General features: G+C 67.4%; 16 protein-coding genes and 3 tRNA genes. 11 read left to right on the forward strand and 8 right to left on the reverse strand.

The genetic code is table 11. The features are described from left to right. Positions 1-35 precede the first annotated feature (35 nt). Entirely contained in the window at positions 36-914 is an 879-nt protein-coding gene (locus tag QP609_RS06565; RefSeq protein WP_197621458.1) for a tetratricopeptide repeat protein, read from the reverse strand. Between the two features lie 337 nt (positions 915-1251). Here QP609_RS06565 and asnB point away from each other — a divergent pair, with 337 nt between their 5' ends. Continuing rightward, positions 1252-2943 (forward strand): asparagine synthase B, encoded by a 1692-nt coding sequence (asnB, locus tag QP609_RS06570; protein ID WP_014646516.1) that lies wholly within the window; start codon positions 1252-1254, stop codon positions 2941-2943. A 101-nt stretch (positions 2944-3044) separates the two neighbouring features. Continuing rightward, positions 3045-4433: a cation:proton antiporter gene (locus QP609_RS06575; protein ID WP_014646517.1), complete on the forward strand. Its 1389-nt coding sequence runs from the start codon at positions 3045-3047 to the stop codon at positions 4431-4433. Between the two features lie 82 nt (positions 4434-4515). Here QP609_RS06575 and QP609_RS06580 read toward each other — a convergent pair whose 3' ends face one another. After that, positions 4516-6843 (reverse strand): penicillin acylase family protein, encoded by a 2328-nt coding sequence (locus QP609_RS06580; RefSeq protein ID WP_289213881.1) that lies wholly within the window; start codon positions 6841-6843, stop codon positions 4516-4518. Positions 6844-6966: 123 nt separating this feature from the next. Between QP609_RS06580 and bfr the strand changes: the two genes are divergently transcribed. After that, positions 6967-7455: a bacterioferritin gene (gene bfr, locus QP609_RS06585; protein ID WP_005408763.1), complete on the forward strand. Its 489-nt coding sequence runs from the start codon at positions 6967-6969 to the stop codon at positions 7453-7455. Between the two features lie 355 nt (positions 7456-7810). On the opposite strand, the gene parC is transcribed toward bfr, so the two are convergent. Beyond that, positions 7811-10054: a DNA topoisomerase IV subunit A gene (gene parC / locus QP609_RS06590; protein WP_014646519.1), complete on the reverse strand. Its 2244-nt coding sequence runs from the start codon at positions 10052-10054 to the stop codon at positions 7811-7813. 60 nt (positions 10055-10114) lie between these two features. Next, complete coding sequence (locus QP609_RS06595; protein WP_046429737.1) at positions 10115-10996, reverse strand: helix-turn-helix transcriptional regulator; 882 nt, start codon at positions 10994-10996, stop codon at positions 10115-10117. Between the two features lie 172 nt (positions 10997-11168). Here QP609_RS06595 and emrR point away from each other — a divergent pair, with 172 nt between their 5' ends. The 4 genes from emrR to emrB are packed head-to-tail and all read left to right on the forward strand — an operon-like array spanning position 11169 to position 15889. Next, the gene (emrR, locus tag QP609_RS06600; protein ID WP_014646521.1) at positions 11169-11612 is read left to right on the forward strand and encodes a multidrug efflux system transcriptional regulator EmrR; all 444 of its coding nucleotides are present in this window, start codon (positions 11169-11171) and stop codon (positions 11610-11612) included. Beyond that, positions 11609-13102, forward strand: coding sequence for a multidrug efflux transporter outer membrane subunit EmrC (gene emrC / locus QP609_RS06605; protein ID WP_014646522.1), 1494 nt, complete (start codon positions 11609-11611; stop codon positions 13100-13102). Before emrR ends, emrC begins: the two co-directional genes overlap by 4 nt. An 11-nt stretch (positions 13103-13113) precedes the next feature. Further along, positions 13114-14295 carry a multidrug efflux MFS transporter periplasmic adaptor subunit EmrA gene (gene emrA, locus QP609_RS06610; protein WP_197621425.1) on the forward strand — a complete coding sequence of 394 codons (1182 nt, stop codon included), beginning with the start codon at positions 13114-13116 and terminating at the stop codon, positions 14293-14295. A gap of 7 nt (positions 14296-14302) precedes the next feature. Then, positions 14303-15889, forward strand: coding sequence for a multidrug efflux MFS transporter permease subunit EmrB (emrB, locus tag QP609_RS06615; RefSeq protein WP_005408769.1), 1587 nt, complete (start codon positions 14303-14305; stop codon positions 15887-15889). Positions 15890-16042: 153 nt separating this feature from the next. Here the strand turns inward: emrB and QP609_RS06620 are convergent. After that, positions 16043-16127 (reverse strand) — tRNA-Leu (locus tag QP609_RS06620). 50 nt (positions 16128-16177) lie between these two features. Beyond that, complete coding sequence (locus QP609_RS06625) at positions 16178-17077, reverse strand: LysR family transcriptional regulator (RefSeq protein ID WP_164076973.1); 900 nt, start codon at positions 17075-17077, stop codon at positions 16178-16180. A gap of 98 nt (positions 17078-17175) precedes the next feature. On the opposite strand from QP609_RS06625, the gene QP609_RS06630 reads away from it, so the two are divergent. Beyond that, on the forward strand, positions 17176-17922 hold the full coding sequence (locus tag QP609_RS06630; RefSeq protein ID WP_014646526.1) for a sulfite exporter TauE/SafE family protein: 747 nt from the start codon (positions 17176-17178) through the stop codon (positions 17920-17922). A 56-nt stretch (positions 17923-17978) separates the two neighbouring features. On the opposite strand, the gene QP609_RS06635 is transcribed toward QP609_RS06630, so the two are convergent. Together QP609_RS06635 and QP609_RS06640 are read right to left on the reverse strand one after the other, a co-directional pair. Further along, positions 17979-18063 (reverse strand) — tRNA-Leu (locus tag QP609_RS06635). Between the two features lie 207 nt (positions 18064-18270). Further along, positions 18271-18355 (reverse strand) — tRNA-Leu (locus QP609_RS06640). A 128-nt stretch (positions 18356-18483) separates the two neighbouring features. Here QP609_RS06640 and rnr point away from each other — a divergent pair. From rnr to rlmB, 3 genes are all read left to right on the forward strand, one after another. Next, entirely contained in the window at positions 18484-20949 is a 2466-nt protein-coding gene (gene rnr / locus QP609_RS06645; RefSeq protein ID WP_197621426.1) for a ribonuclease R, read from the forward strand. An 84-nt stretch (positions 20950-21033) separates the two neighbouring features. Further along, positions 21034-21516, forward strand: a complete 483-nt coding sequence (locus tag QP609_RS06650; protein WP_014646528.1) for a GFA family protein — start codon at positions 21034-21036, stop codon at positions 21514-21516. 161 nt (positions 21517-21677) lie between these two features. Next, the gene (rlmB, locus tag QP609_RS06655; RefSeq protein ID WP_005408775.1) at positions 21678-22421 is read left to right on the forward strand and encodes a 23S rRNA (guanosine(2251)-2'-O)-methyltransferase RlmB; all 744 of its coding nucleotides are present in this window, start codon (positions 21678-21680) and stop codon (positions 22419-22421) included. Positions 22422-22467: the final 46 nt, after the last annotated feature.

Raw genomic sequence — 22467 nt, forward strand, 5'->3', positions numbered from 1 at the left:
TCTGCAGGGAATGCCCAGCCGAGCATGGCTCGGCTCTACTCAGAAAAAATGAAGAATGGCGGCTTGATCGCTTTTTCCCAGTAGCTCGGCGCCGCCATGTAGAAGCGCTGCGCCTCGGCCCGGGCGAACCAGCGTGCGGCTGCGTCGGTGTCCTTCTCCACGCCCGGTGCACCGCGGCCCAGCAGCAGTCCGGCGAAGTACTGGCCAAACACATTGCCCTTCTCGCCGGCACGCTGGTACAGCTGCAGCGCACGTGCGGGATCGCGCGGCAGTCCCATGCCCTTTTCCAGCAGTGCGCCCAGGTCTACCTGCGCTTCGGCATCGCCACGCTCGGCGCGGCGCTGGATCTGCGCAACCAGTGGATGCACGGTGCCATCCTGTGCGGCCACCGCATCCGGTAGCCGTGACGATGAACTCCGGTAGCGCTCGTAGATCATTCCGCGCAGGCCCCAGCGCAGCGCCTGTTGCGCGTCGCCTCGCTGACGATAGGCCTTGGCGAGTGCGTAGAACGCATAGGGATTGCCGTGGTAGGCCGCCGCCAGATAGGCGCGTTCTCCGCGTCGCCAGGACGCACGCAGCACCGGCGCCGGATTGATGTGGGGGCTGTCGGCATGCCGCAGCGTGCCGGAGATCCAGATCCTGCCCAGTGCTTCTTCCGCCTTGGTGTTGTGGAAGGTCCAGGGTGTGACCGCGGCGGCGCGCTCGTAGTAGGCGATGGCGCGCGGATCGTTGAAGCGTTCGAAGGTTTCCGCGGTATCGAAGGCACCCTCGAAGCTGCCGTCGGTGCCGTGTTGCTCCAGGCCCTGCAGCTGGGCCGGCGGCAGGGGCGAGGGTGGGGCCAGGGTCTGGCAGGCGGTCAGGCCCAGGCAGAACAGGGCGGCCAGCGCCGCGTTGCGTCCAGTGCGGTGTTGCATTTCCATTACACGTTTCACGGCCGGCCATTATGCGCGCCGGGGAGTGGTTGCCAACGCAACGGTTGCACCATGCCGGAAAGCGGGGTAGGGTCAATGCCATGTCGATCCGCCTGGCCACCGCCGTCAATAACAACAACCGCAATAATCTGCGCGCGAATAATCGTGCGCGGCCGATGCGGGACTGCGCCCTGGGTAGATAGACAGCAACACACGCCCGGACACCAGAAAACCCGCATCGGTCGATGCGGGTTTTTTTGTGCCCGGGCGCAGCCTGCCCGGGCCTGGATGGCCGGTCGAACACCCTCCCACCCGTGAAATCCCCAACAGGAGCTCCCCCATGTGTTCGATCTTCGGAATCTTCGGCCTGCAGGCCGGTGACGATCTTCCCGCCCTGCGCCGGCACGCGCTGGAACTGTCGCAACGCCAGCGCCACCGTGGCCCGGACTGGAGCGGCGTGTACCTCGACGAAGGTGCGCTGCTGGTCCATGAACGGCTGGCCATCGTCGATCCGGCCGGTGGTTCGCAGCCGCTGCTGTCGGCCGATGGCCAGCTGGCGCTGGCGGTGAACGGCGAGATCTACAACCACCAGGCGTTGAAGGCGGCGCTGACCACCACCTACGACTTCCAGACCGGCTCGGACTGCGAGGTGATCAACGCGCTCTACCGCCAGGGCGGCGCGCCGGCGCAGTGGCTGGAACAGCTCAACGGCATCTTCGCCTTCGCGCTGTGGGACCGTGACAGTGGACGCGTGCTGGTGGCGCGCGACCCGGTGGGCGTGGTGCCGCTGTACTGGGGCCACGATGCCCAGGGGCGCTTGCGCGTCGCCTCGGAAATGAAGGCGCTGGTCGATACCTGTGCCGATGTCGCGCAGTTCCCGCCGGGCCACTATTTCGACAGTGCCAGCGGTGAGCTGGTGCGCTACTACCAGCAACCGTGGCGCGACTACGCCGACGTGCAGGGCCGCCAGGCCGATCTGGCTGAACTGCGCCAGGCGTTCGAGCATGCGGTGGAGCGCCAGCTGATGAGCGATGTGCCTTATGGCGTGCTGCTGTCCGGTGGCCTGGACTCGTCGCTGGTGGCGGCGGTGGCCGCGCGCTATGCACGTCGTCGCATCGAGGATGGGGGACAGACCGAAGCCTGGTGGCCGCGCCTGCACTCGTTCGCGATCGGCTTGAAGGGCTCGCCCGATCTGGCCGCCGCAGCGATCGCCGCCGAAGCGCTGGGCACCGTGCATCACGGTTTCGAGTACACGTTCGAGGAAGGCCTCGATGCGCTGCCGGAGGTGATCCGCCACATCGAGACCTACGACGTCACCACCATCCGCGCATCGACGCCGATGTTCCTGCTGGCGCGGCGGATCAAGGCGATGGGCGTGAAAATGGTGCTCTCCGGCGAGGGCAGCGACGAGATCTTCGGGGGCTACCTGTACTTCCACAAGGCACCGGATGCGCGTGAATTCCACGACGAGCTGGTACGCAAGCTCGACGCCCTGCACAACTACGACTGCCTGCGCGCCAACAAGTCGATGATGGCCTGGGGCGTGGAGCCGCGCGTGCCGTTCCTGGACCGTGAGTTCCTCGATGTGGCAATGCGCTTCGATGCCGCACACAAGATGGTCGGTGCCGGTTTTGGCGGCCGCCGTATCGAGAAGGCCGTGTTGCGCGAGGCGTTCGACGGCTACCTGCCGGACAGCATCCTGTGGCGGCAGAAGGAACAGTTCAGCGATGGCGTGGGCTATGGCTGGATCGATGGGCTGAAGGCACATGCCGAGGCGCAGGTGAGCGACCGTGTACTGGCGGCCGCCGACAAGCGCTTCCCGCACAACCCGCCGCAGACCAAGGAGGCGTACTACTACCGCCACCTGTTCGAGCAGTTCTTCCCGAGCCGGGCAGCGGCCGAGACCGTGCCGGGAGGCAAGTCGATCGCCTGTTCGTCGCCCGCGGCCATCGCCTGGGACGCCAGCTTCGCCGCGGCGGCGGATCCGTCGGGTCGCGCGATCGCCGGCGTGCACGAGCAGGCACTGGCCTAAGCACCCCCAAAAGGGGACGGAGGGGATTAAGTCGTTTGTGCCATTAACGCCTTAATCCCCTCCGTCCCCTTTTTGTATGATCGCCCCCTGCACATTGGGGAATGTTCATGGACGTACAGGCAGGCGGCAACGCGCCGCCCACGAAATGGGGATGGCGCTACCTGGCCTGGGCCGGGGTTCCGTTGCTGGCTGGCGTGCTGCTGGCGCGGTATGCCGGGCCGGCGGCGCCCGAGGCGGTTGCCCGTGCCTCCGTCGCCGCCGAAGGCGGCTGGGTGCAGCATCTGGCGTCTCCGCTGGGCCTGTTCCTGCTGCAGCTGCTGGTACTGCTGCTGGTGGCCAAGGGCGCGGGGGCGCTGCTCAAGCGCATGGGACAGCCGGCGGTGATCGGCGAAATGGCCGCTGGCCTGATGATGGGGCCGCTGGTGCTTGGCAGCCTGCTGCCGCAGCTGCATGGTGCGCTGTTCCCGGCCAGTTCGCTGGGCCCGCTGGGCATGCTCAGCCAGCTGGGCGTGCTGATGTTCCTGCTGGTGGCCGGTGCCGAACTGGACCTGGCGGCGCTGCGTGGCCGCCGGCGTTTCGCCTTTACCGTCAGCCATGCCGGCATTGCAGTGCCGTTCGTGCTCGGCGTCGCCTTGGCGATCTGGCTGTATCCGCAGCACGGCCCACAGGGTGTGGGCTTCACCGCATTCGCACTTTTCGTAGGCATCTCGATGAGCATCACGGCCTTCCCCGTGCTGCTGCGCATCCTGGCCGACCGCGGGATCACACAGACGCCGCTGGGGCAGACCGCGATCGCCTGCGCTGCCTTGGGCGATGCCACCGCGTGGTGCCTGCTGGCGCTGATCGTGGCTGCCGCCCAGGCCAGCGGCTGGTTGCCGGCCAGCCTCAACCTGGTGTGCGTGGTCGCGTTCGTGGCGCTGATGCTGGGGCTGGTGAAGCCGTGGTTCGCGCGCCGGCAGATTGCGCCGGGCCGTGAGGGGCGCTGGCTGCTCGGCATCCTGCTGCTGTCGCTGGGCAGTGCGCTGGTCACCGAGATGCTGGGCATCCACGCGCTGTTCGGCGCGTTCGCTGCGGGTGTCGCGGTATCGTCGAACGCGCAGCTGCGTGACCTGCTGATGGCCCGTGTCGAGCCGTTCGCGGTCACGCTGCTGCTGCCGTTGTTCTTCGCCATGACCGGGCTGCGCATGCGCGCCGATGCGCTGCAGGCCAGCGACATCGTGCTGTGCGTGGTGGTGATCGCGGTGGCCACGACGGGCAAGCTGCTGGGCACCTTCAGTGCCGCGCGCAGTGCCGGCATGCCCACGCGCGAAGCGTGGCGGCTGGGCGCGCTGATGAACACCCGCGGCCTGATGGAGCTGATCGTGCTCAACCTGGGGTATGAGCTGGGCCTGCTCGGTGACCGCCTGTTCGCGGTGCTGGTGATCATGGCGCTGGTGACCACGGCGATGACCGGGCCGCTGCTGAACCTGATCGAACGGCGCAGGGCCTGAACGTTGAACGGTAGTGCCGGCCGCTGGCCGGCAACCTGATGATGCTGGACACACCTGCATGGATGCCGGCCAGCGGCCGGCACTACCGCGCTGGCACCAGTGTCATCACGTGCTGCGTCTTGCCCGGCAGGAACGGTGTCGGGCGCCCATGCACCCAGTCCTCGTGGCCGGCACCCCAGTAGGGTGACAGCGGATGGCCGCTCTGGCCGCCGGGCATGTGCACGATGCCGTCGGCCTCGTGGCCGGGCGAGACCACCATGCGCTCGGAGGCGCCGAAGTTCGGCGTCTGCACGCGCGGCATGTCCCGGTCGCCGGGCAGGCGGTCGGCGGGCATGCACAGCCAGCGCTTGGCGATGTCCGGCAGCGCCCGTGCGATGGGGTGGCAGATCGCCGCGGTATTGCGTTCACCCCAGCTGCGCTTGGCCAGCGGCCCCTGCTTGGCCAGCTCACCCTCGGTACGGCGGGCGGCGTCGATCAGCAGCGCATCCCAGCTGTCGAAGGCCGGTGGCAGCAGGTTGGCCGGGCGCTGTTCCAGCATCGGCCAGGCCACGCCTTCCAGCTGTGCCAGGCGTGGGTCCAGGTAGGCATCGCCCAGCTGCGCGTTGGCCGGGGCCAGCAGTGCATCGGACAGCGTGGCCATGACCTGCGTGCGGAATTCACGCACCACCCGGTAGCTGACCGAACTGGCCGAGGCGCGCCCGCCCCATTGATGGCTGGCCTCCTTCAAACGCTTCAGCGCAGGGTCGTCACTGCGTTCGATGACGTCGTGCAGCAGAGCCCACCAGCGCTGCAGGAACACCGCGCGGTCGTCGAGCTGGATCGCCAGAAGGTCGTGCTCGTCGAAGCGCTCCTGGATTGCCAGCAGGTCGCGGATCTGCCGCGCCCGCGCACCCAGGTCATAGCCGCCGTTGCCGACGCTGGCGAGTGCCTCGCCGTCGAGGACGCGTCCATTGGCGGTCCACAGGCGATGGTTGGGGGGATCGATCAATGCCGGCGAGGCATCGCTGCGGATCGGCCACGGCGCGCAGCCCTGGTTGCTGGCGGCATTGAAGCCGGCCGGTGCACAGCCGGGGCCGCGGTCCGGGCGAGCGCCGATCAGGCGCCAGGCAATGCGCCCGCTGCGATCACCGACCACCAGGTTCTGTGCGGGGATGCCGGCACGGTCGGCGAAGTGCAGTGCACCGTCGAGGTCACCGGCGCGGGCCAGGTCAGCGAAATCCAGGCGTACGGCACCGGGCAGGTGTGCGACCCAGCGCAGGGCGTCGCCACTGCCATCGGCATGGGTATGCAGGATCGGCCCCCAGTCGGTTTCGCGCACCGCGAACAGCACGTCGGCCTGGCCGGCCACGGCGATGCGCTCTTCGTGCACGGTCACGGCGGCGCTGGCCGGTTCCGTGCGATAGTCCGCCGTGTCGATGTAGCTGTTGGTGAAGCCCCAGGCGACGTGCCCGTTGCTGCCGACGATCACCGCCGGCAGGCCCGGCAGGGAGAAGCCGGTGACATCGACCTGGCCGCCGGCGGCCTGCGGGTCGGGGTAGCGCAGGCGCACGCGGAACCACAGGCCGGGTGCACGCAGGCCCAGGTGCATGTCGTCGGCAACGATGGCGCGGCCGTCGGCGGTAAGCGCGCCGGCCACCGCGAAGTTGTTGCTGCCGATGACGTCGCCCTCTTCCTGCTCAGTGCCCGTTTTTCCCTTCAATGTGCGCAGGTCCAGCTGGCTGGCATCGGGCAGGGCGGCGTTGCCGGTGGGTTCGCCAAACAGCGGCCCATCCCATTCGGTGCCGTCGTGGGCGATCAGTGCGTACAGCGCCGGCGGCACCACTGCGCGGATGCGGCTGAGCGCAAGCTCGGTCTGGTTGCCGGGGTCCTGCAGGTCGGCATACATGGCCAGCCCGGTCAGCACGCTGTCGCTGGCCTGCCACGGTTGTGGTGATTGCCGCAGCAGCAGGTAGGCCCACGGGCGCACGGAGAGATCGGCCAGGCCTTCGTTGACGCCATCCACGTAGGCGCGCACGGCCGTGCCGTTGTCGCCCAGTGCGGCCTGCAGATTCGCCTCGGTGCGTGCACGCAGCCGATGCACGCGCATGCGCTTGTCGGCGTCGATGGCCTTCGGCCCGAACAGCGCCGACAGCTCGCCAGCGGCACTGCGGCGCATCAGGTCCATCTCGAAATAACGTTCCTGCGCGTGTACGCGGCCGAGCGCACGCATCGCGTCGGCCTGGCTGCCGGCAGTGATGGTGACCACGCCCAGCCCATCGCGCTCGATGGTGACCGGCTGGGCCAGCCCCGGCAGCGCATGCTCGCCGTCCAGGTCGGCCAGGCTGCCGCGCAGCAGCAGCCACAGCACCAGTGCGGTGACCAGCACAATGGCGATCAACACGCCCAGCACCCAACGCCATGTACGTCGCATCGCACGTCCTTTCCGAACTCGTGGGCCGATTGTAGCCGCAGGCGCAACTGCGACTGATTCCGATTAGATCACCGTATTTTGAAATGCGGCACCCTATGCCGCATCGATTCACAGGAGCCCCCCATGAAAGGCAACCCGGACGTCATCGCCTGCCTGAAGGAACTGCTGCGCGGCGAGCTTGCTGCGCGCGACCAGTACTTCATCCATTCCCGCCGCTACGAGGACCAGGGCCTGTTCGCGCTGTACGAACGCCTGAACCACGAGATGGAAGAGGAAACCCAGCATGCCGATGCGCTGCTGCGCCGGATCCTGTTCCTGGGTGGCGACCCGGACATGCGCCCGCATGCCACCGAGCCGGGCAAGACCGTGGAGGAGATGCTGCAGAAGGATCTCGATACTGAATACGCCGTTCGGAACAATCTCGCCGCCGGCATGAAGCTGTGCGAGGAGAAGGGCGATTACGTGAGCCGCGACATCCTGCTGGCGCAGCTGAAGGACACCGAGGAAGACCACGCCTGGTGGCTGGAGCAGCAGCTGGGCCTGATCAAGCGCATCGGCCTGGAGCTGTACCAGCTGAGCAAGATCGACGGCAACGGCGCCCCGGCGCACTGAGCGGGCATCGTTTTTTGTAGAGCCGAGCCAATGCTCGGCTGCCTTCCGGTAGAGCCGACCGCTGGTCGGCTGCTCTGCAGAAAGCAGCCGACCAGCGGTCGGCTCTACCAGGAGCCAAAAGCAGCCGACCAGCGGTCGGCTCTACCTGGAGCCAAAAGCAGCCGACCAGCGGTCGGCTCTACCAGCAGCACAGCGTTCTGTCGCCCGCCAGCACCGGAGCACCGCCAGCCAGCCTTCGCCCGCCAGCCGCTCCACCGCCCGCCAGCCGACAACGAAAAAGCCGGGGAATGCCCCGGCTTTTTCGTGCCTGGGGTCAGAGCCCTTTCCCATGGAAAGGGATCCGACCCCGTACCTCTTATTCCACCGACAGCCCTTCCACCTTCTGCCAGCCGCGCGGCAGCAGGTGGCCGCGGGTGGCACGGGCGCCGAGGTAGGCGTCGAGCTCGTTGAACTTCAGGCCCATGGTGCGCTGGCCGCTGCGCACCTGCAGGGTCTGCCCCGGGCTGATCGCCACGATGGCGACCACGCGTTCGGTGGCGAGCTTGGCCTTCGGGATCTCGATGATCTTGTTGCCCTTGCCCTTGTCCAGTTCCGGCAGGTCGTTGGCGGCGATCGCCAGCAGGTTGCCGGAGCTGGTCACCGCCACGATGCGGTCGGTGGCCACGTTGGCGACCACCGACGGGGTCAGTACCGACGAGCCGGACGACAGGTTCAGCATCGCCTTGCCGGCCTTGTTGCGGCCGATCAGGTTCTCGAAGCGGGTGACGAAGCCATAGCCATGACTGGAGGCCAGCACGAAGCGGGCATCTGGCTCGGCACTGGCCAGGGTCACGAAGCTGGTACCGGGAGCCGGCGAGAAGCGGCCGGTCAGCGGTTCGCCATTGCCACGCGCGGAGGGCAGGGTATGCACCGGCGTCGAGTAGGCGCGGCCTTCGCTGTCGAGGAACGCGACCTGCTGGGTGCTGCGCGCACGCACTGCGCCCTGCAGGGCGTCGCCGTCGCGGTAGGACAGGGCGGAAGCATCGACGTCGTGGCCCTTGGCCGCTCGGATCCAGCCCTTCTCCGACAGCACCACGGTCATCGGCTCGCTCGGCACCAGCTCGGTCTCGTCGATGGCCTGCGCGGCCTGGCGCTGCACCAGCGGCGAGCGGCGTGCGTCGCCGAACTTCCTGGCGTCGGCGGTCAGTTCGTCGCGGATCAGCTTCTTCAGCTTGGCCTTGCTGTCGAGGATGCCGAGGATCTTCTCGCGCTCCTTGGCCAGCTCGTCCTGCTCGCCGCGGATCTTCATCTCTTCCAGGCGGGCCAGCTGCTTCAGCTTGGTTTCCAGGATGTACTCGGCCTGTTCCTCGGACAGGCCGAAGCGCGCGATCAGCGCCGCCTTCGGTTCGTCCTCGGTACGGATGATGTGGATCACCTCGTCCAGGTTGAGGAAGGCGACCAGCAGGCCTTCCAGAAGGTGCAGGCGGCGCTCGACCTTCTGCAGGCGGTGCTGCAGGCGGCGGGTGACGGTGTTGCTGCGGAAGGTCAGCCATTCGCTGAGCAGCATCTTCAGGTTCTTCACCTGCGGACGGCCGTCCAGCCCGATCACGTTGAGGTTGACGCGGTAGCTGCGCTCCAGGTCCGTGGTCGCGAACAGGTGGCCCATCAGCTGGTCGGCGTCGACGCGGTTGGAACGTGGCACCAGCACCACGCGCACCGGGTTGGCGTGGTCGGATTCGTCGCGGATGTCTTCCAGCCACGGCAGCTTCTTGGCGCGCATCTGCGCGGCGATCTGCTCGATCACCTTCGACGGCGACACCTGGAACGGCAGCGCCGTCACCACGATGTTGCTGGCCTCCTTGGTGAAGGTCGCACGTGCACGCACGCTGCCGTTGCCGGTCTCGTAGATGTTCCGCAGGTCGTTGGCCGAGGTGATGATCTCGGCGCTGGACGGATAGTCCGGGCCCTGCACGTGCTCGCACAGGTCGCGCACGCTGGCATCGGGGTTGTCCAGCAGGTGCAGCAGTGCGCTGACGATCTCGTTGAGATTGTGCGGCGGCACGTCGGTGGCCATGCCCACGGCGATGCCGGTGGTGCCGTTGAGCAGCAGGTGCGGCAGCCGTGCCGGCATCCAGGTCGGCTCCTGCAGGGTGCCGTCGAAGTTCGGTGCCCAGTCGGTGGTGCCCTGGCCCAGTTCGCCCAGCAGCACTTCGGCGATCGGGGTCAGCTTGGATTCGGTGTAACGCATCGCCGCGAACGACTTCGGGTCGTCGCTGGAGCCGAAGTTGCCCTGGCCCTCGATCAGCGGATAGCGGTACGAGAACGGCTGTGCCATCAGCACCAGGGCCTCGTAGCACGCGCTGTCGCCGTGCGGGTGGTACTTACCGATGACGTCACCGACAGTGCGCGCGGACTTCTTCGGTTTGGACGCGGCATTCAGGCCCAGCTCGCTCATCGAATAGATGATGCGGCGCTGCACCGGCTTCAGGCCGTCGCCGATGAACGGCAGGGCGCGGTCCAGGACCACATACATCGAGTAGTCGAGGTAGGCGCGTTCGGCGTACTCGCGCAGCGGCAGTTGTTCGAATCCGTGGAACACGGGGCGGGCAAGTTCGGTCATGCGGCGTTGTTACCTGTTGTCGGGAGGCGGCGACGGCGGTCGCCGCTCGCAATCCTGTGATTATCCGGATGCGGCGGGGGATGCCAAGCCGCGCGCAGGGTCCAGCCCGGTTTCCAGGCCGTGCCCGGCCCGTGCCAGGTAGCGACCGGGCGGCAGCCCGAAGTGGCGGCGGAACACGGTAACGAACGCGCTGGCGCTGCTGAAGCCCAGCGCGTGGGCGATGTCGGCCACGCTGCGGCCGTCGGTCAGCTGGCGCAGGGCCTCTGACAGGCGCGCCTGCTGCCGCCACTGGGCGAAGCTGAGCGTGGTCTCGTCGCGGAAGTGACGGGTCAGGCTGCGCGGTGACAGACCGGCCCAATGCGCCCATTCGGCCAGGCTGCGTTCGTCGGAGGGGTCGGCCAGCAACTGCGAGGCGATCTTCAGCAGGCGCCGGTCGTGCGGCATCGGCAGGTGCATGCGCTGGCGCGGCGCGGTGCGGATCTCGTCCAGCAGCACGTCGATGATGTGCTGGCGCTCGGGCGTGGTGTCATGGCCGAGCGGCCATTCGCAGATGCGGTCGGCCAGCGCCTGCGCCAGCTTGGACAGGCCAAGCACGCAGGGGTCGGCGGGCAGGGTGGCGCAGGCCGGTGCAGCCAGTGCCATGCCCCAGCCGCGCAACGGGCCGTCGAGGGTGACGGTGTGCGGTTCCAGCGGCGGCATCCAGCCGGCCGAGCCCGGCGCCAGCGACCACGTGCCATGCGAGGTGCGGGTGGTCAGCAGGCCGCGTTCGACGCAGATCAACTGGGCACGCTGGTGGTGGTGCCAGTCGACCTCGCGGGCCAGGCCCTGCTGGCTGTCGAAGCGGAAGGCGATGACCGGCGGGCCGTCGTTGCGCTCGAACCAGTCCAGTGCCTCATCTCTGAGTAGGCGTTTGGGAACCTGAATTTCTGCCTTGTTCATCATGTCCGCTGGCTGAAATGTGACATCCATTGGCTGGATTGTACTACCGGGCCACCTGACCAGATCATTAAGGTAGGCGCCTTCACTGATCGAGCCCGCTGCTGCAACACAGCATTCGATGCCAGATCGAATATTTCCATTGAGAAATATTTTTTTTGGAAGAGAATGCTCCCCCATGATCTGTCCTGCAACCACTCCCCCCAGCTTCGGCCTGCTGCTGCGCCAGGTGCGCGACGGCCTGGTGCGCCAACTCGACGCGTCCATGGCGGAAGAAGATCTGGGAATCGGCTTCACCCATTACATCGGGTTGAAGGTGCTTTCCCACATGGCGCCCTGCACCGCCAACGAACTGGCGCAGGCCATCGACCAGGTGCCCAGCGCGGTCACCCGCCTGCTGGACAAGCTGGAGGCGCTGGGCTGCGTCCGCCGCGAGGCGCATGCGCAGGACCGGCGGGCACTGCAGATCGTGCTGACCGACGAAGGCCGTGCGTTGTGGGCGCGGCTGAAGCTGCGCGGCGACGCGGTGATGGATTACGCGCTGCGTGATCTTTCCGCCGACGAGCGCACGCTGCTGCTGTCCCTCCTTACCCGAATCCGCGATTCACTGACGACCCCATGAACCCGATCCCGCATTCCACTCTCCGCCGGTCCGGGCGCGCGCTGCTGGTGTCAGCGCTGGCGCTGGCCCTGGCCGCCTGCGCCAGCAGTCGTGGCCTCAACCCGCAGGGCCACGTGCTTGACGTGGACAGCCTGCACAGCGAACGCACCCTGGCTGACACCGACCTGAGCGCCGCCGGCTTCCCGGCGCAGGACTGGTGGAAGGCACTGGGCGATGCGCAGCTGGACGCACTGGTCGCCGAAGGCCTGGCCGGTCATCCGAGCCTGGATGCCGCCGACGCGCGCCTGCGCCAGGCCCAGGCCCAGGTCGGTACCGCGCGCGCCGACGAGCTGCCCAGCCTGTCGGTGTCCGGCGGCTACACCGGCCTGCGCCTGCCCGAGTCGATGGTCGGCAGCGAGATGGGCGGCCGCTATGGCGGCAGCAGCCAGGTCGCCTTCGATTTCAGCTACGGCGTGGACCTGTGGGGCGGCAAGCGCGCTGCCTGGGAAGCCGCCGTGGATGGCGCGCATGCCGCCACCGTTGAAGCCCAGGCCGCACGCCTGAACCTGTCCACCGGCATTGCCCAGGCCTATGCCGACCTGGCCTACGCGTGGCAGCTCAACGACGTGGCCGAGGAAGAACTGACCCGCTCGCAGAAATCGCTGCAGCTGACCCGCCAGCGCCGCAGCGCCGGCATCGACAGCGATCTGCAGGTGCGCCAGGCCGAGGCCCGCGTGCCGGCCGCGCAGCAGCAGGTGCTGGCCGCGCAGCAGCGCATCGACGCCGCCCGCACCGCGCTGGCTGCACTGGTCGGCAAGGGGCCGGACCGTGGCCTGTCGATCCAGCGCCCGCAGCCGTTGAACCCGATGGCACTGCAGCTGCCGGGCGTACTGCCCAGCGAACTGCTCGGCCGTCGCCCCGACATCGTGGCTGCGCGCTGGCGCGTGGAAGCGGCCGACAAGCAGATCAAGGTCGCCAAGACCAAGTTCTACCCGAGCTTCAACCTGACCGCGCTGGCCGGCGTGGTCGCCCCGAACGTGGGTGACCTGCTGAAGAGCAGCTCGACCTTCGCCTACATCGGCCCGGCGTTGAGCCTGCCGATCTTCGAAGGCGGCAAGCTGCGCGCCAACCTGGCCAACACCGACGCGCAGTACGACCTGGCGGTGGCCAACTACAACCAGGCCGTGCTCGATGCACTGCGCGACGTCGCCGACCAGGTCAACGCGGTGCGCTCGCTGGCGCAGCAGGCGCACGCGCAGCAGCAGGCAGTGGACACCGCACGCTCGGCCTTCGACCTGGCCCAGCAGCGCTACCGCGCCGGCATCGGCAGCTACCTGGACGTGCTGACCGCGCAGTCCACCCTGCTGCAGTCGCAGCAGCAGCTGGCCGGCCTGCAGTCGCAGCAGGTGCAGACCTCGGTGCGCCTGAGCAAGGCGCTGGGCGGTGGTTTGCAGCCCGCCGACACCGACCGCGCACCGATCGCCTCCCATTCCGATTCCTCGCATTCCTGAAGACTTCCGCCATGAGCCAGACCCAAGACACTGCGGCCCCGGCCGCCCCCAACCGCCGCGGCAACCTGCTGCGCGGCCTGTTCGTGATCGTCGTGCTGCTGCTTGCCGCACTGGCGCTGTGGTACTTCATGTTCGGCCGTTGGTTCGAAGAGACCGACGATGCCTACGTGCAGGGCAACCTGGTGCAGATCACCCCGCTGGTGGCCGGTACCGTGGTCGCCATCAACGCCGATGACGGCATGCGCGTGGAGCGCGGCCAGCTGCTGGTGCAGCTGGACCCGTCCGACACCTCGGTGGCGCTGCAGCAGGCCGAGGCCAACCTGGCCAAGACCGTGCGCCAGACCCGTGGCCTGTACCGCAGCGTGGAAGGCGCGCAGGCGGACCTGAACGCCCGCCAGGTGACCCTGAAGCGCGTACGCGAGGACTTCGCCCGCCGCAAGGATCTGGCCGCCACTGGCGCCATTTCCAACGAAGAACTGGCCCACGCCCGCGACGAGCTGGCGGCGGCCGAAGCGGCCGTGGCCGGTTCGCGCGAGACCGTCGAGCGCAACCGCGCGCTGGTCGACGACACCGTGATCGCCACCCAGCCGGACGTGCAGGCCGCCGCCGCGCAGCTGCGCCAGGCGTTCCTCAACAACGCCCGCGCCGGCATCGTCGCGCCGGTCACCGGCTACGTCGCCCGTCGTTCGGTGCAGGTGGGCCAGCGCGTGCAGCCGGGCAATGCCCTGATGGCCGTGGTGCCGACCGAGCAGATGTGGATCGAGGCCAACTTCAAGGAAACCCAGCTGCGCCATATGCGCCTGGGCCAGGAAGTGGAGCTGAAGTCGGACCTGTATGCCGGTGACGTGAAGTACAAGGGCCGCATCCAGAGCCTGGGCCTGGGTACCGGCTCGGCGTTCTCGCTGTTGCCGGCGCAGAACGCCAGCGGCAACTGGATCAAGATCGTGCAGCGCGTGCCGGTGCGCATCGCCATCGATGCCAAGCAGCTGGCCGAACACCCGCTGCGCATCGGCCTGTCGATGAAGGCCGAAGTGAGCCTGCGCGACCAGAAGGGTGAAGTACTGCCGAGCACCCCGGCCAAGGGCACCGTGTTCGACACCGACGTATATGCCAAGCAGCTGCATGATGCCGATGAGGTGATCCACACGATCATCCAGGGCAACCTGCCGCAGCAACAGGCAAAGGTGGGCTGAGGTCGCCATGTCCGCACAAGCTCCAGCCGCACCCGGCGCTCCGGGTGCACCGGCGGCGCCGGGTGCGGCCTCCGGGTTCCTGCCACCCAGCGTCGCCCTGTGCACCGTGGGCCTGGCGATGGCGTCGTTCATGCAGGTGCTCGACACCACCATCGCCAACGTTTCACTGCCGACCATCGCCGGTAATCTCGGCGCCAGCTCGCAGCAGGCGACCTGGGTCATCACTTCGTTCGCGGTCAGCACGGCCATCGCGCTGCCGCTGACCGGCTGGCTCAGCCGTCGCTTCGGCGAGCGCAAGCTGTTCGTCTGGGCCACGCTGGCCTTCGTCATCACCTCGCTGCTGTGCGGCCTGGCGCAGAGCATGGGCATGCTGGTGCTGTCGCGTGCGCTGCAGGGTTTCGTGGCCGGCCCGATGTACCCGATCACGCAGTCGCTGCTGGTCTCGATCTATCCGCGCGAGAAACGCGGACAGGCATTGGCGCTGCTGGCGATGATCACGGTGGTGGCGCCCATCTGCGGTCCGATCCTCGGTGGTTGGATCACCGACAACTACAGCTGGGAGTGGATCTTCCTGATCAACGTGCCACTGGGCATCTTCGCCGCGCTGGTGGTGGGCAACCAGCTGAAGGGACGCCCGGAGCAGATCGAGAAGCCGAAGATGGACTACGTCGGCCTGGTCACCCTGGTGATCGGTGTCGGTGCCCTGCAGCTGGTGCTCGACCTGGGCAACGACGAGGACTGGTTCTCGTCGATGAAGATCGTGGTGCTGGCCTGCGTGGCGGTGGTGACGCTGACGGTGTTCCTGATCTGGGAGCTGACCGACAAGGATCCGATCGTCGACCTGAAGCTGTTCCGGCACCGCAACTTCCGCGCCGGCACGCTGGCGATGGTGGTGGCCTACGCGGCGTTCTTCAGCGTGGCGCTGCTGATCCCGCAGTGGCTGCAGCGTGACATGGGCTACACCGCGATCTGGGCAGGCCTGGCGACCGCGCCGATCGGCATCCTGCCGGTGATCATGACGCCATTCGTCGGCAAGTACGCATCGCGCTTCGACATGCGCATGCTGGCCACGGTGGCCTTCATCGTGCTGTCGATGACCAGCTTCCTGCGTTCGAACTTCAACCTGCAGGTGGACTACATGCACGTGGCCGGCGTGCAGCTGATCATGGGCATCGGCGTCGCGCTGTTCTTCATGCCGGTGCTGCAGATCCTGCTGTCGGACCTGGATGGGCGCGAGATCGCGGCGGGCTCCGGCCTGGCCACGTTCCTGCGTACGCTGGGTGGCAGCTTCGCGGCGTCACTGACGACGTGGCTGTGGGCGCGGCGTACCCAGGTGCACCATGCCGACCTGACCGAGCACATCTCGGCCTATCAGCCCGGCATGCAGGACCAGGTGACGGCGATGGGGCAGGGCGACCTGCAACACGGTGCAGCGGTACTGAACAACATGATCAACCACCAGGCATCGCAGATGGGCTTCAACGACATCTTCTTCCTGCTGGGCTGGATCTTCCTGGCGATCATCACGTTCCTGTGGCTGGCCAAGCCGCCGTTCGGCGCGGGTGCAGGTGCTGCCGCCGGCGGCGGGCACTGACCGTTCATTGCTGTTGAAACGCAGAAACCCCGCCGCAAGGCGGGGTTTTTCTTTTGGTGGATCCACGCCACGCATGGATGGATCTCGGGGCGTGAATTCCCAGACCCCGGAAACGAAAAAACCCGCTTTCGCGGGTTTGATCATCTTGAGTCGTGGTGCCCAGGAGAGGACTCGAACCTCCACGGTTTTACCCGCTAGTACCTGAAACTAGTGCGTCTACCAATTCCGCCACCTGGGCGACTCAGGAGATGAATTATGGGGAGCCACAGAAGATGTGTCAACAACATTTCACACTTTTTTCTGGGGCTGCACGCCCAGGTGATGCAGCAGGCTGCGCATCGCCGATGACAGTCGTGTCCACTCGGCAAAGCACGCGCACAGGCGTCGTTGCGCCCACGCATCGGCGAGCGGTACGGCGACGGTGTGCGTGCTGCGCCGATGCTGGCGCGCGATGGTCCGCGGCGCGATGCCGACGCCGATGCCGTGGCCGACCATGATGCACACGCCTTCGAAGGTCTTCATGCGGATGCGTACATCCAGGCGGCGCCCGATGTCGCGCGCCTGGGCCTCGATGTAGGTCTGCAGTGCATTGCCGTCGGCCAGGGCAACGAAGGTCTCTCCGGCAGCCTCGGCAAAAGCCAGGCTGCGCCGGGTCGCGAAGCGGTGGTCGGCCGGCAGCAGCATCACCAGGGGATCTTCGGCGACCACATGCTGCTGCAGGCCGGCAGCGTCGACCGCATCGCTGATGATGCCGGCTTCGGCCTGGCCGGCACTGATCGCGCGTACGACTTCGGGGCTGGTGCGCTCCAGCAGTTCGACATGCAGGCGTGGGCGTTCGGCCAGCCACGGCGCGAGCCGCGAGGGCAGGTAGTTGGTCAGCGCGGCGGTGTTGGCATACAGGTGCAGGGTGCCGCGCGCACCCTGCGCGAACGCCTGTAGTTCGCCACGCAGCTGTGCCTGCTGCTGCAGGATCAGGCGTGCGTGGTGGGCGAGGGCGGCGCCGGCCTCGGTCAGGCTGACGCCGCGTGGGTGCCGGTGCAACAGCGCGGTGCCGGCATCGGCTTCGATCGTGCGCAGGCGCTCGCTGGCTGAACCCAATGCCAGGTTTGCCTGTGCCGCGCCGGCGGTGATGCTGCCGGCTTCGGCGATTGCCAGGAACAGGCGCAGGTCGGCGATGTCCATCCGCATGTCGTGCCTCATTGCTGATCCGGCGCCTTCGGGTCAGCCGAAGGCTGGGCCGGGAAGACCGCATTGTGCGCCTGGCGAGGGCCCGGTCCAATGAAGCCATGCATGAATCGACATACTTCTATTTGCTGCTGGTGGTGGTGTTCGTGCTGGCCGGCGTGGTCAAGGGCGTGACAGGGATGGGGTTGCCGACGGTGGCGATGGGCCTGCTGGGCAGCACCCTGTCACCGGTGGCGGCGGCGTCGATGCTGTTCATTCCAACCTTCGTCACCAATGCGTGGCAACTGCTGTCCGGGCCGTCGCTGGGCCACATCGTGCGGCGTTTGTGGCCGATGATGCTTGCCGTGGTGGTGGTGACGCTGGGTTCGGCCGCACTGCTGGTGCGGGTCGATCGCACCTGGTCGCGCGTTGCGCTGGGCGTGGCATTGGTGGTCTATGCCGCCTATGCGTTGCTCGCGCCGGTGTTCCGCGTGCCGCAGCGGCGCGAGCGCTGGCTGGGGCCGCTGGTGGGTGCGCTGTCCGGCGTGGTGACGGGGGCGACGGGTGTGTTCGTGATGCCGGCGGTGCCGTACCTGCAGTCGCTGGGATTGCAGCGCGAGGAGCTGGTGCAGGCGCTCGGGCTGGCGTTCACCGTGTCGACGATTTCGCTGACCACCGGTCTGGTGCTGCACGGTGCGTTCGGCATCCAGCAGCTGGGGCTGAGTGCGCTGGCGGTGCTGCCGGCGCTGCTGGGCATGTGGCTGGGCCAGGTGATCCGGCAGCGCATCAGCGCGCGCGTGTTCCGCGCCTGCTTCCTGGGGTTCCTGCTGCTGCTCGGGCTGGAACTGGTGCTGCGGCCGTTGTTCTGATGCCGGATCCGGGGCATGAAAAAACCCGCTTTCGCGGGTTTTTCTCATTCTCGACGTGGTGCCCAGGAGAGGACTCGAACCTCCACGGTTTTACCCGCTAGTACCTGAAACTAGTGCGTCTACCAATTCCGCCACCTGGGCGTCGAGGAGCGAGATTATGGGGTGCCGTGACGGGGGTGTCAACACTTTTTGCTGATCCCGGGTCGGTTGCCGTTGCGCATGCGAAACGGGCTCTGCCCCCCATCTCACTCGCTTGGGGCCAGAGCCCTTTCCTCTGGAAAGGAATCCGACCCCGGCTGCCGGATCACAGGCAAAAAAAATCCCCGCCGAAGCGAGGAGTTTTTTCGTTGGTGCCCAGGAGAGGACTCGAACCTCCACGGTTTTACCCGCTAGTACCTGAAACTAGTGCGTCTACCAATTCCGCCACCTGGGCGTTCCAGAGGCGCAATTGTGAAGATGAATCCGCAGGCTGTCAACGACTTCCTGAATGTTTTTGACGCGATCGCTTGAAGGCGACCGCTGACCCGTTCTGCACGCCGCCAGCGGCTACCATGTAGGGCGATGACTACCAAAAAACCAAGCAAGGGCGGGAGCAAGTCCCGCAGCCAGGCCCCGAACAAGGGCGCCAAGGCGGGTGCAGCCCGCACCACCAAGCCGGGCAAGCCGCTGCCGGGCTGGTTCCCCGAATTGAATGAAGGCGGTGCACCGCCACGCGGCCGCAAGGTCCGCAGTACCGATGCACCGGGCCCGGCCCCGGGCCGCAAGCTGCCGCCGGCCGGCAAGGTGATCGACGATCCCTATGCCGCCCGCGAAGCGGAGAAGTACGAACAGCCCATCGCCAGCCGCGAGGCCATCCTGGCCCTGCTGGAGCGCTGCGAAGGGCCGCAGACCGCCGAGGAACTGGGCGCGCGCCTGGGCCTGACCGCTCCGGACCGGGCCGAAGCGCTGTCGCGCCGGCTCGGTGCGATGGTCCGCGACGGCCAGCTGGTGCAGAACCGTCGCGGCGGTTTCGCCCCGATCCAGACCCTGAACCTGGTCACCGGTGTGGTGATCGCCAACCCGGAAGGGTTCGGCTTCCTGCGCCCGGTCGAGGGCGGCGACGACCTGTTCCTGCCGCCTTATGAAATGCGCAAGGTCATGCACGGCGACAAGGTGCTGGCCCGCGTGACCGGCATCGATCACCGTGGCCGTCGCGAAGGCAGCATCGCCCGCGTGCTGGAGCGCGGCATGACCCGCCTGATCGGCCGCTTCAGCATCGAGATGGGCATCAACTACGTGGTGCCCGACGACAAGCGCGTGCAGCGCAACGTGCAGGTGCCGCCGGACCAGACCGGTGGTGCGCGCGACGGCCAGCTGGTGGTCTGTGAACTGACCCAGGCGCCGGACAGCCGCCGCCCGCCGATCGGCCGCATCATCGCGGTGCTCGGCGACAAGCTGACCGCGTCGCTGGTGGTGGAGACCGCCATCCATGGCCACGAGCTGCCGTTCGAGTTCCCGCAGGAGGTGCTGGACGAAGCGGCCTCGGTGCCGCTGGTGGTCGAGCCGGCGATGATTGGCGACCGTGTCGACCTGCGCAGCACGCCGCTGGTCACCATCGATGGCGAGGATGCCAAGGACTTCGACGACGCGGTGTACTGCGAGCCGAATGCCGAGGGTTTCCGCCTGGTGGTGGCGATTGCCGACGTCTCGAATTACGTTCGCCCTGGTACGCCGCTGGATGAAGAGGCGCAGAAGCGTGCGACGTCGGTGTACTTCCCGGGCTTCGTGGTGCCGATGCTGCCGGAGACACTGTCCAACGGCATCTGCTCGCTGATGCCGAAGGTCGACCGCATGTGCTTTGTCTGCGACATGCAGATCGACCGCGATGGCCTGGTCACGCATTCGCGCTTCTACGAGGCGGTGATGAACTCGCATGCGCGCCTGACCTACACCCAGGTGTGGAAGGCGGTGGGCGAGGACGATGCCGATACCAAGGCCTGGATGGGCGACCTGCTGCCGCAGGTGCAGCGCCTGCACCAGCTGTACAAGGTGCTGTCCAAGGCACGCGCCAAGCGCGGTGCCATCGAATTCGAAAGCAGTGAAGTGCGCTTCGTGCTGGACAACCGTGGTGAAGTGACCCAGGCCGGCATGCTGGTGCGCAACGACGCGCACAAGCTGATCGAGGAGTGCATGATCGCGGCCAACGTCGAGGCCGCCAGGTACCTGCTGTCGCGCCATGTGCCGGCGCCGTACCGCATCCACGAGAAGCCGCCGGAAACCAAGTACGCCGACCTGCTGGAATTCCTCAAGGAGTTCAAGCTGAGCCTGCCGCCGTGGTCGAAGGTGCGCCCGGGCGATTACACCAAGCTGCTGAAGAAGATCCGCGACCGCCCCGATGCCACGCTGCTGGAATCGGTGTTGCTGCGCAGCCAGAGCCTGGCGATCTACAGCCCGGAGAATCACGGCCACTTCGGCCTGGCGCTGGAGGCGTACGCGCACTTCACCTCGCCGATCCGCCGTTACCCCGACCTGCTGGTGCACCGTGCGATCAAGCATGCGTTGTCCGGCAAGCCGCTGGACAAGTTCACCTACAACGCGCGCGAAATGGCGGCCCTGGCGCTGCAGTGTTCCGAGCGCGAGCGCCGTGCCGACGAAGCCGAGCGCGAGGTCGACGAGCGTTACCGCGCGGCGTGGATGGAAAAGCACGTGGGCGGCCAGTTCGACGGCGTGATCAGCGGCGTGACGAGCTTCGGCCTGTTCGTGGAACTGGACGAGTCCAAGGTGCAGGGCCTGGTGCATGTGACCCAGCTGCCGCAGGACTATTACAAGTTCGACGCCACCCGCAAGACGCTGACCGGCGAACGCCGCGGCAGCAGCTACCGGCTGGGTGACCGCGTGCGGATCCTGGTGCTGAAGGCCAGCATGGAAGAGCGCAAGATCGACTTCCGCCTGGTCGAGCACAAGGGCGAGGACGAGGGCGATGGCGATGGCCTGCCGCCGCCGCCCGAGCGGGGCAAGCCGGCCAAGCGCACCAAGAAGAAGTATTGAAAGGTGTGCCGACCAACGGTCGGCACCTACCGCAACTGGTAGGTGCCAACCTTGGTTGGCACGACGTTCCGGAGGAACCCCAGCATGCAAGGCCAACCCGAATACAGTGGCGGCTGCCAGTGCGGCGCGGTCCGCTTCCAGGCGCGTGGCGAGCTCACCGACAGCTCGATCTGCCATTGCCGGATGTGCCAGAAGGCGTTCGGTGCCTATTACGCGCCGCTGGTATCCGTGCGCGGCGTGCAGTTCAGCTGGACCCGCGGCCAGCCGCGCTATTTCCAGTCGTCCAACGTGGTGCGGCGTGGTTTCTGCGCCGACTGCGGTACACCCCTGACCTATGAAGCCCCGGATGGCGTGGCCGTGGCTGCCGGCGCCTTCGATGAGCCGGAACGCCTGCCACCGACGATCCAGTACGGGGTGGAGCGCAAGCTGCCGTTCGTCGACAGCCTGTCCGGCCTGCCGGCGCGGCGCACCGAGGACGACGTCGCCGCGCTGGAGTTCCTGGCCACCATCGTTTCCCACCAGCACCCCGACCACGACACCCCGCACTGGCCGCCGCGCAGTCGGTAACGCCCCTCTAGCGCCGAGCCCACGCTCGGCTGCTCCGGGTTCAGGCTTCATCGGCCCCCCGCCAGCCGAGCATGGGCTCGGCGCTACAGAGGGGCGGCCGGTCGCAGCGCCCGGCCTGCCGATGCTCTACCATAGCCACCCCCTTTCCGGTCCCCGCCCGCATGAGCAAGAACAGCCAGTGGATTGTCGGCGTCAACGCCGTCGCCTCCTCCATCGAGAACGACGCCGAGAACGTCCGCGAAGTGCTGGTCGAGGCCGGTGCGAAGAACCCGCGCCTGACCGAGATCGAAGAGAACGCCCGCCGCAAGGGCATCGATGTGCGCAAGGTGAACAGCCAGGCGCTGGACGGTGTTGGCGGTTCGGTGCGCCACCAGGGCGTGGCCGCGCGCTACGCCGCCGCCCGTACCTACAGCGAGAACGAGCTGGAAGGGCTGGTCACCGCGGCCGAGGGCAAGGCCCTGCTGCTGGTGCTCGACGAGGTGCAGGACCCGCACAACCTCGGCGCCTGCCTGCGCTCGGCCGCTGCCGCCGGGGCGACCGCGGTGATCATCCCGAAGGACAAGTCGGCCACGGTCAATGCCACTGTGCGCAAGACTTCGGCCGGTGCCGCCGACCTGATCCCGGTGGTGGCGGTGACCAACCTCTCGCGCTGCCTGAAGGACCTGCAGAAGCAGGGCGTGTGGATCTACGGCCTGGCCGGTGAAGCCACGGCCTCGCTGTACCAGCTGGACCTGAAGGGCAACATCGCGCTGGTGCTGGGCGGCGAAGCCGATGGCCTGCGCCGCCTGACCCGCGAGAACTGCGATGGCCTGGTCAAGATCCCGATGCCGGGCGAGATCGAGAGCCTGAACGTCTCCGTCGCCGCCGGCGTCAGCCTGTTCGAGGCCGTGCGCCAGCGCGGTTGATCGGCCAGCGCGATGTGATCGGGGTCAGATCCCTTTTCCAATGGGA

Source organism: Stenotrophomonas sp. 8(2023), assembly GCF_030345295.1.
GTDB classification, from domain to species: Bacteria; Pseudomonadota; Gammaproteobacteria; order Xanthomonadales; family Xanthomonadaceae; genus Stenotrophomonas; species Stenotrophomonas muris.

What these genes read in the sequence shown, in the direction of transcription:
- QP609_RS06565 (WP_197621458.1), bottom strand. Translation starts at nt 914, where the DNA reads ATGCAACACCGCACTGGACGCAACGCGGCGCTGGCCGCCCTGTTCTGC.
- asnB (WP_014646516.1), top strand. Translation starts at nt 1,252, where the DNA reads ATGTGTTCGATCTTCGGAATCTTCGGCCTGCAGGCCGGTGACGATCTT.
- QP609_RS06575 (WP_014646517.1), top strand. Translation starts at nt 3,045, where the DNA reads ATGTTCATGGACGTACAGGCAGGCGGCAACGCGCCGCCCACGAAATGG.
- QP609_RS06580 (WP_289213881.1), bottom strand. Translation starts at nt 6,843, where the DNA reads ATGCGACGTACATGGCGTTGGGTGCTGGGCGTGTTGATCGCCATTGTG.
- bfr (WP_005408763.1), top strand. Translation starts at nt 6,967, where the DNA reads ATGAAAGGCAACCCGGACGTCATCGCCTGCCTGAAGGAACTGCTGCGC.
- parC (WP_014646519.1), bottom strand. Translation starts at nt 10,054, where the DNA reads ATGACCGAACTTGCCCGCCCCGTGTTCCACGGATTCGAACAACTGCCG.
- QP609_RS06595 (WP_046429737.1), bottom strand. Translation starts at nt 10,996, where the DNA reads ATGATGAACAAGGCAGAAATTCAGGTTCCCAAACGCCTACTCAGAGAT.
- emrR (WP_014646521.1), top strand. Translation starts at nt 11,169, where the DNA reads ATGATCTGTCCTGCAACCACTCCCCCCAGCTTCGGCCTGCTGCTGCGC.
- emrC (WP_014646522.1), top strand. Translation starts at nt 11,609, where the DNA reads ATGAACCCGATCCCGCATTCCACTCTCCGCCGGTCCGGGCGCGCGCTG.
- emrA (WP_197621425.1), top strand. Translation starts at nt 13,114, where the DNA reads ATGAGCCAGACCCAAGACACTGCGGCCCCGGCCGCCCCCAACCGCCGC.
- emrB (WP_005408769.1), top strand. Translation starts at nt 14,303, where the DNA reads ATGTCCGCACAAGCTCCAGCCGCACCCGGCGCTCCGGGTGCACCGGCG.
- QP609_RS06625 (WP_164076973.1), bottom strand. Translation starts at nt 17,077, where the DNA reads ATGCGGATGGACATCGCCGACCTGCGCCTGTTCCTGGCAATCGCCGAA.
- QP609_RS06630 (WP_014646526.1), top strand. Translation starts at nt 17,176, where the DNA reads ATGCATGAATCGACATACTTCTATTTGCTGCTGGTGGTGGTGTTCGTG.
- rnr (WP_197621426.1), top strand. Translation starts at nt 18,484, where the DNA reads ATGACTACCAAAAAACCAAGCAAGGGCGGGAGCAAGTCCCGCAGCCAG.
- QP609_RS06650 (WP_014646528.1), top strand. Translation starts at nt 21,034, where the DNA reads ATGCAAGGCCAACCCGAATACAGTGGCGGCTGCCAGTGCGGCGCGGTC.
- rlmB (WP_005408775.1), top strand. Translation starts at nt 21,678, where the DNA reads ATGAGCAAGAACAGCCAGTGGATTGTCGGCGTCAACGCCGTCGCCTCC.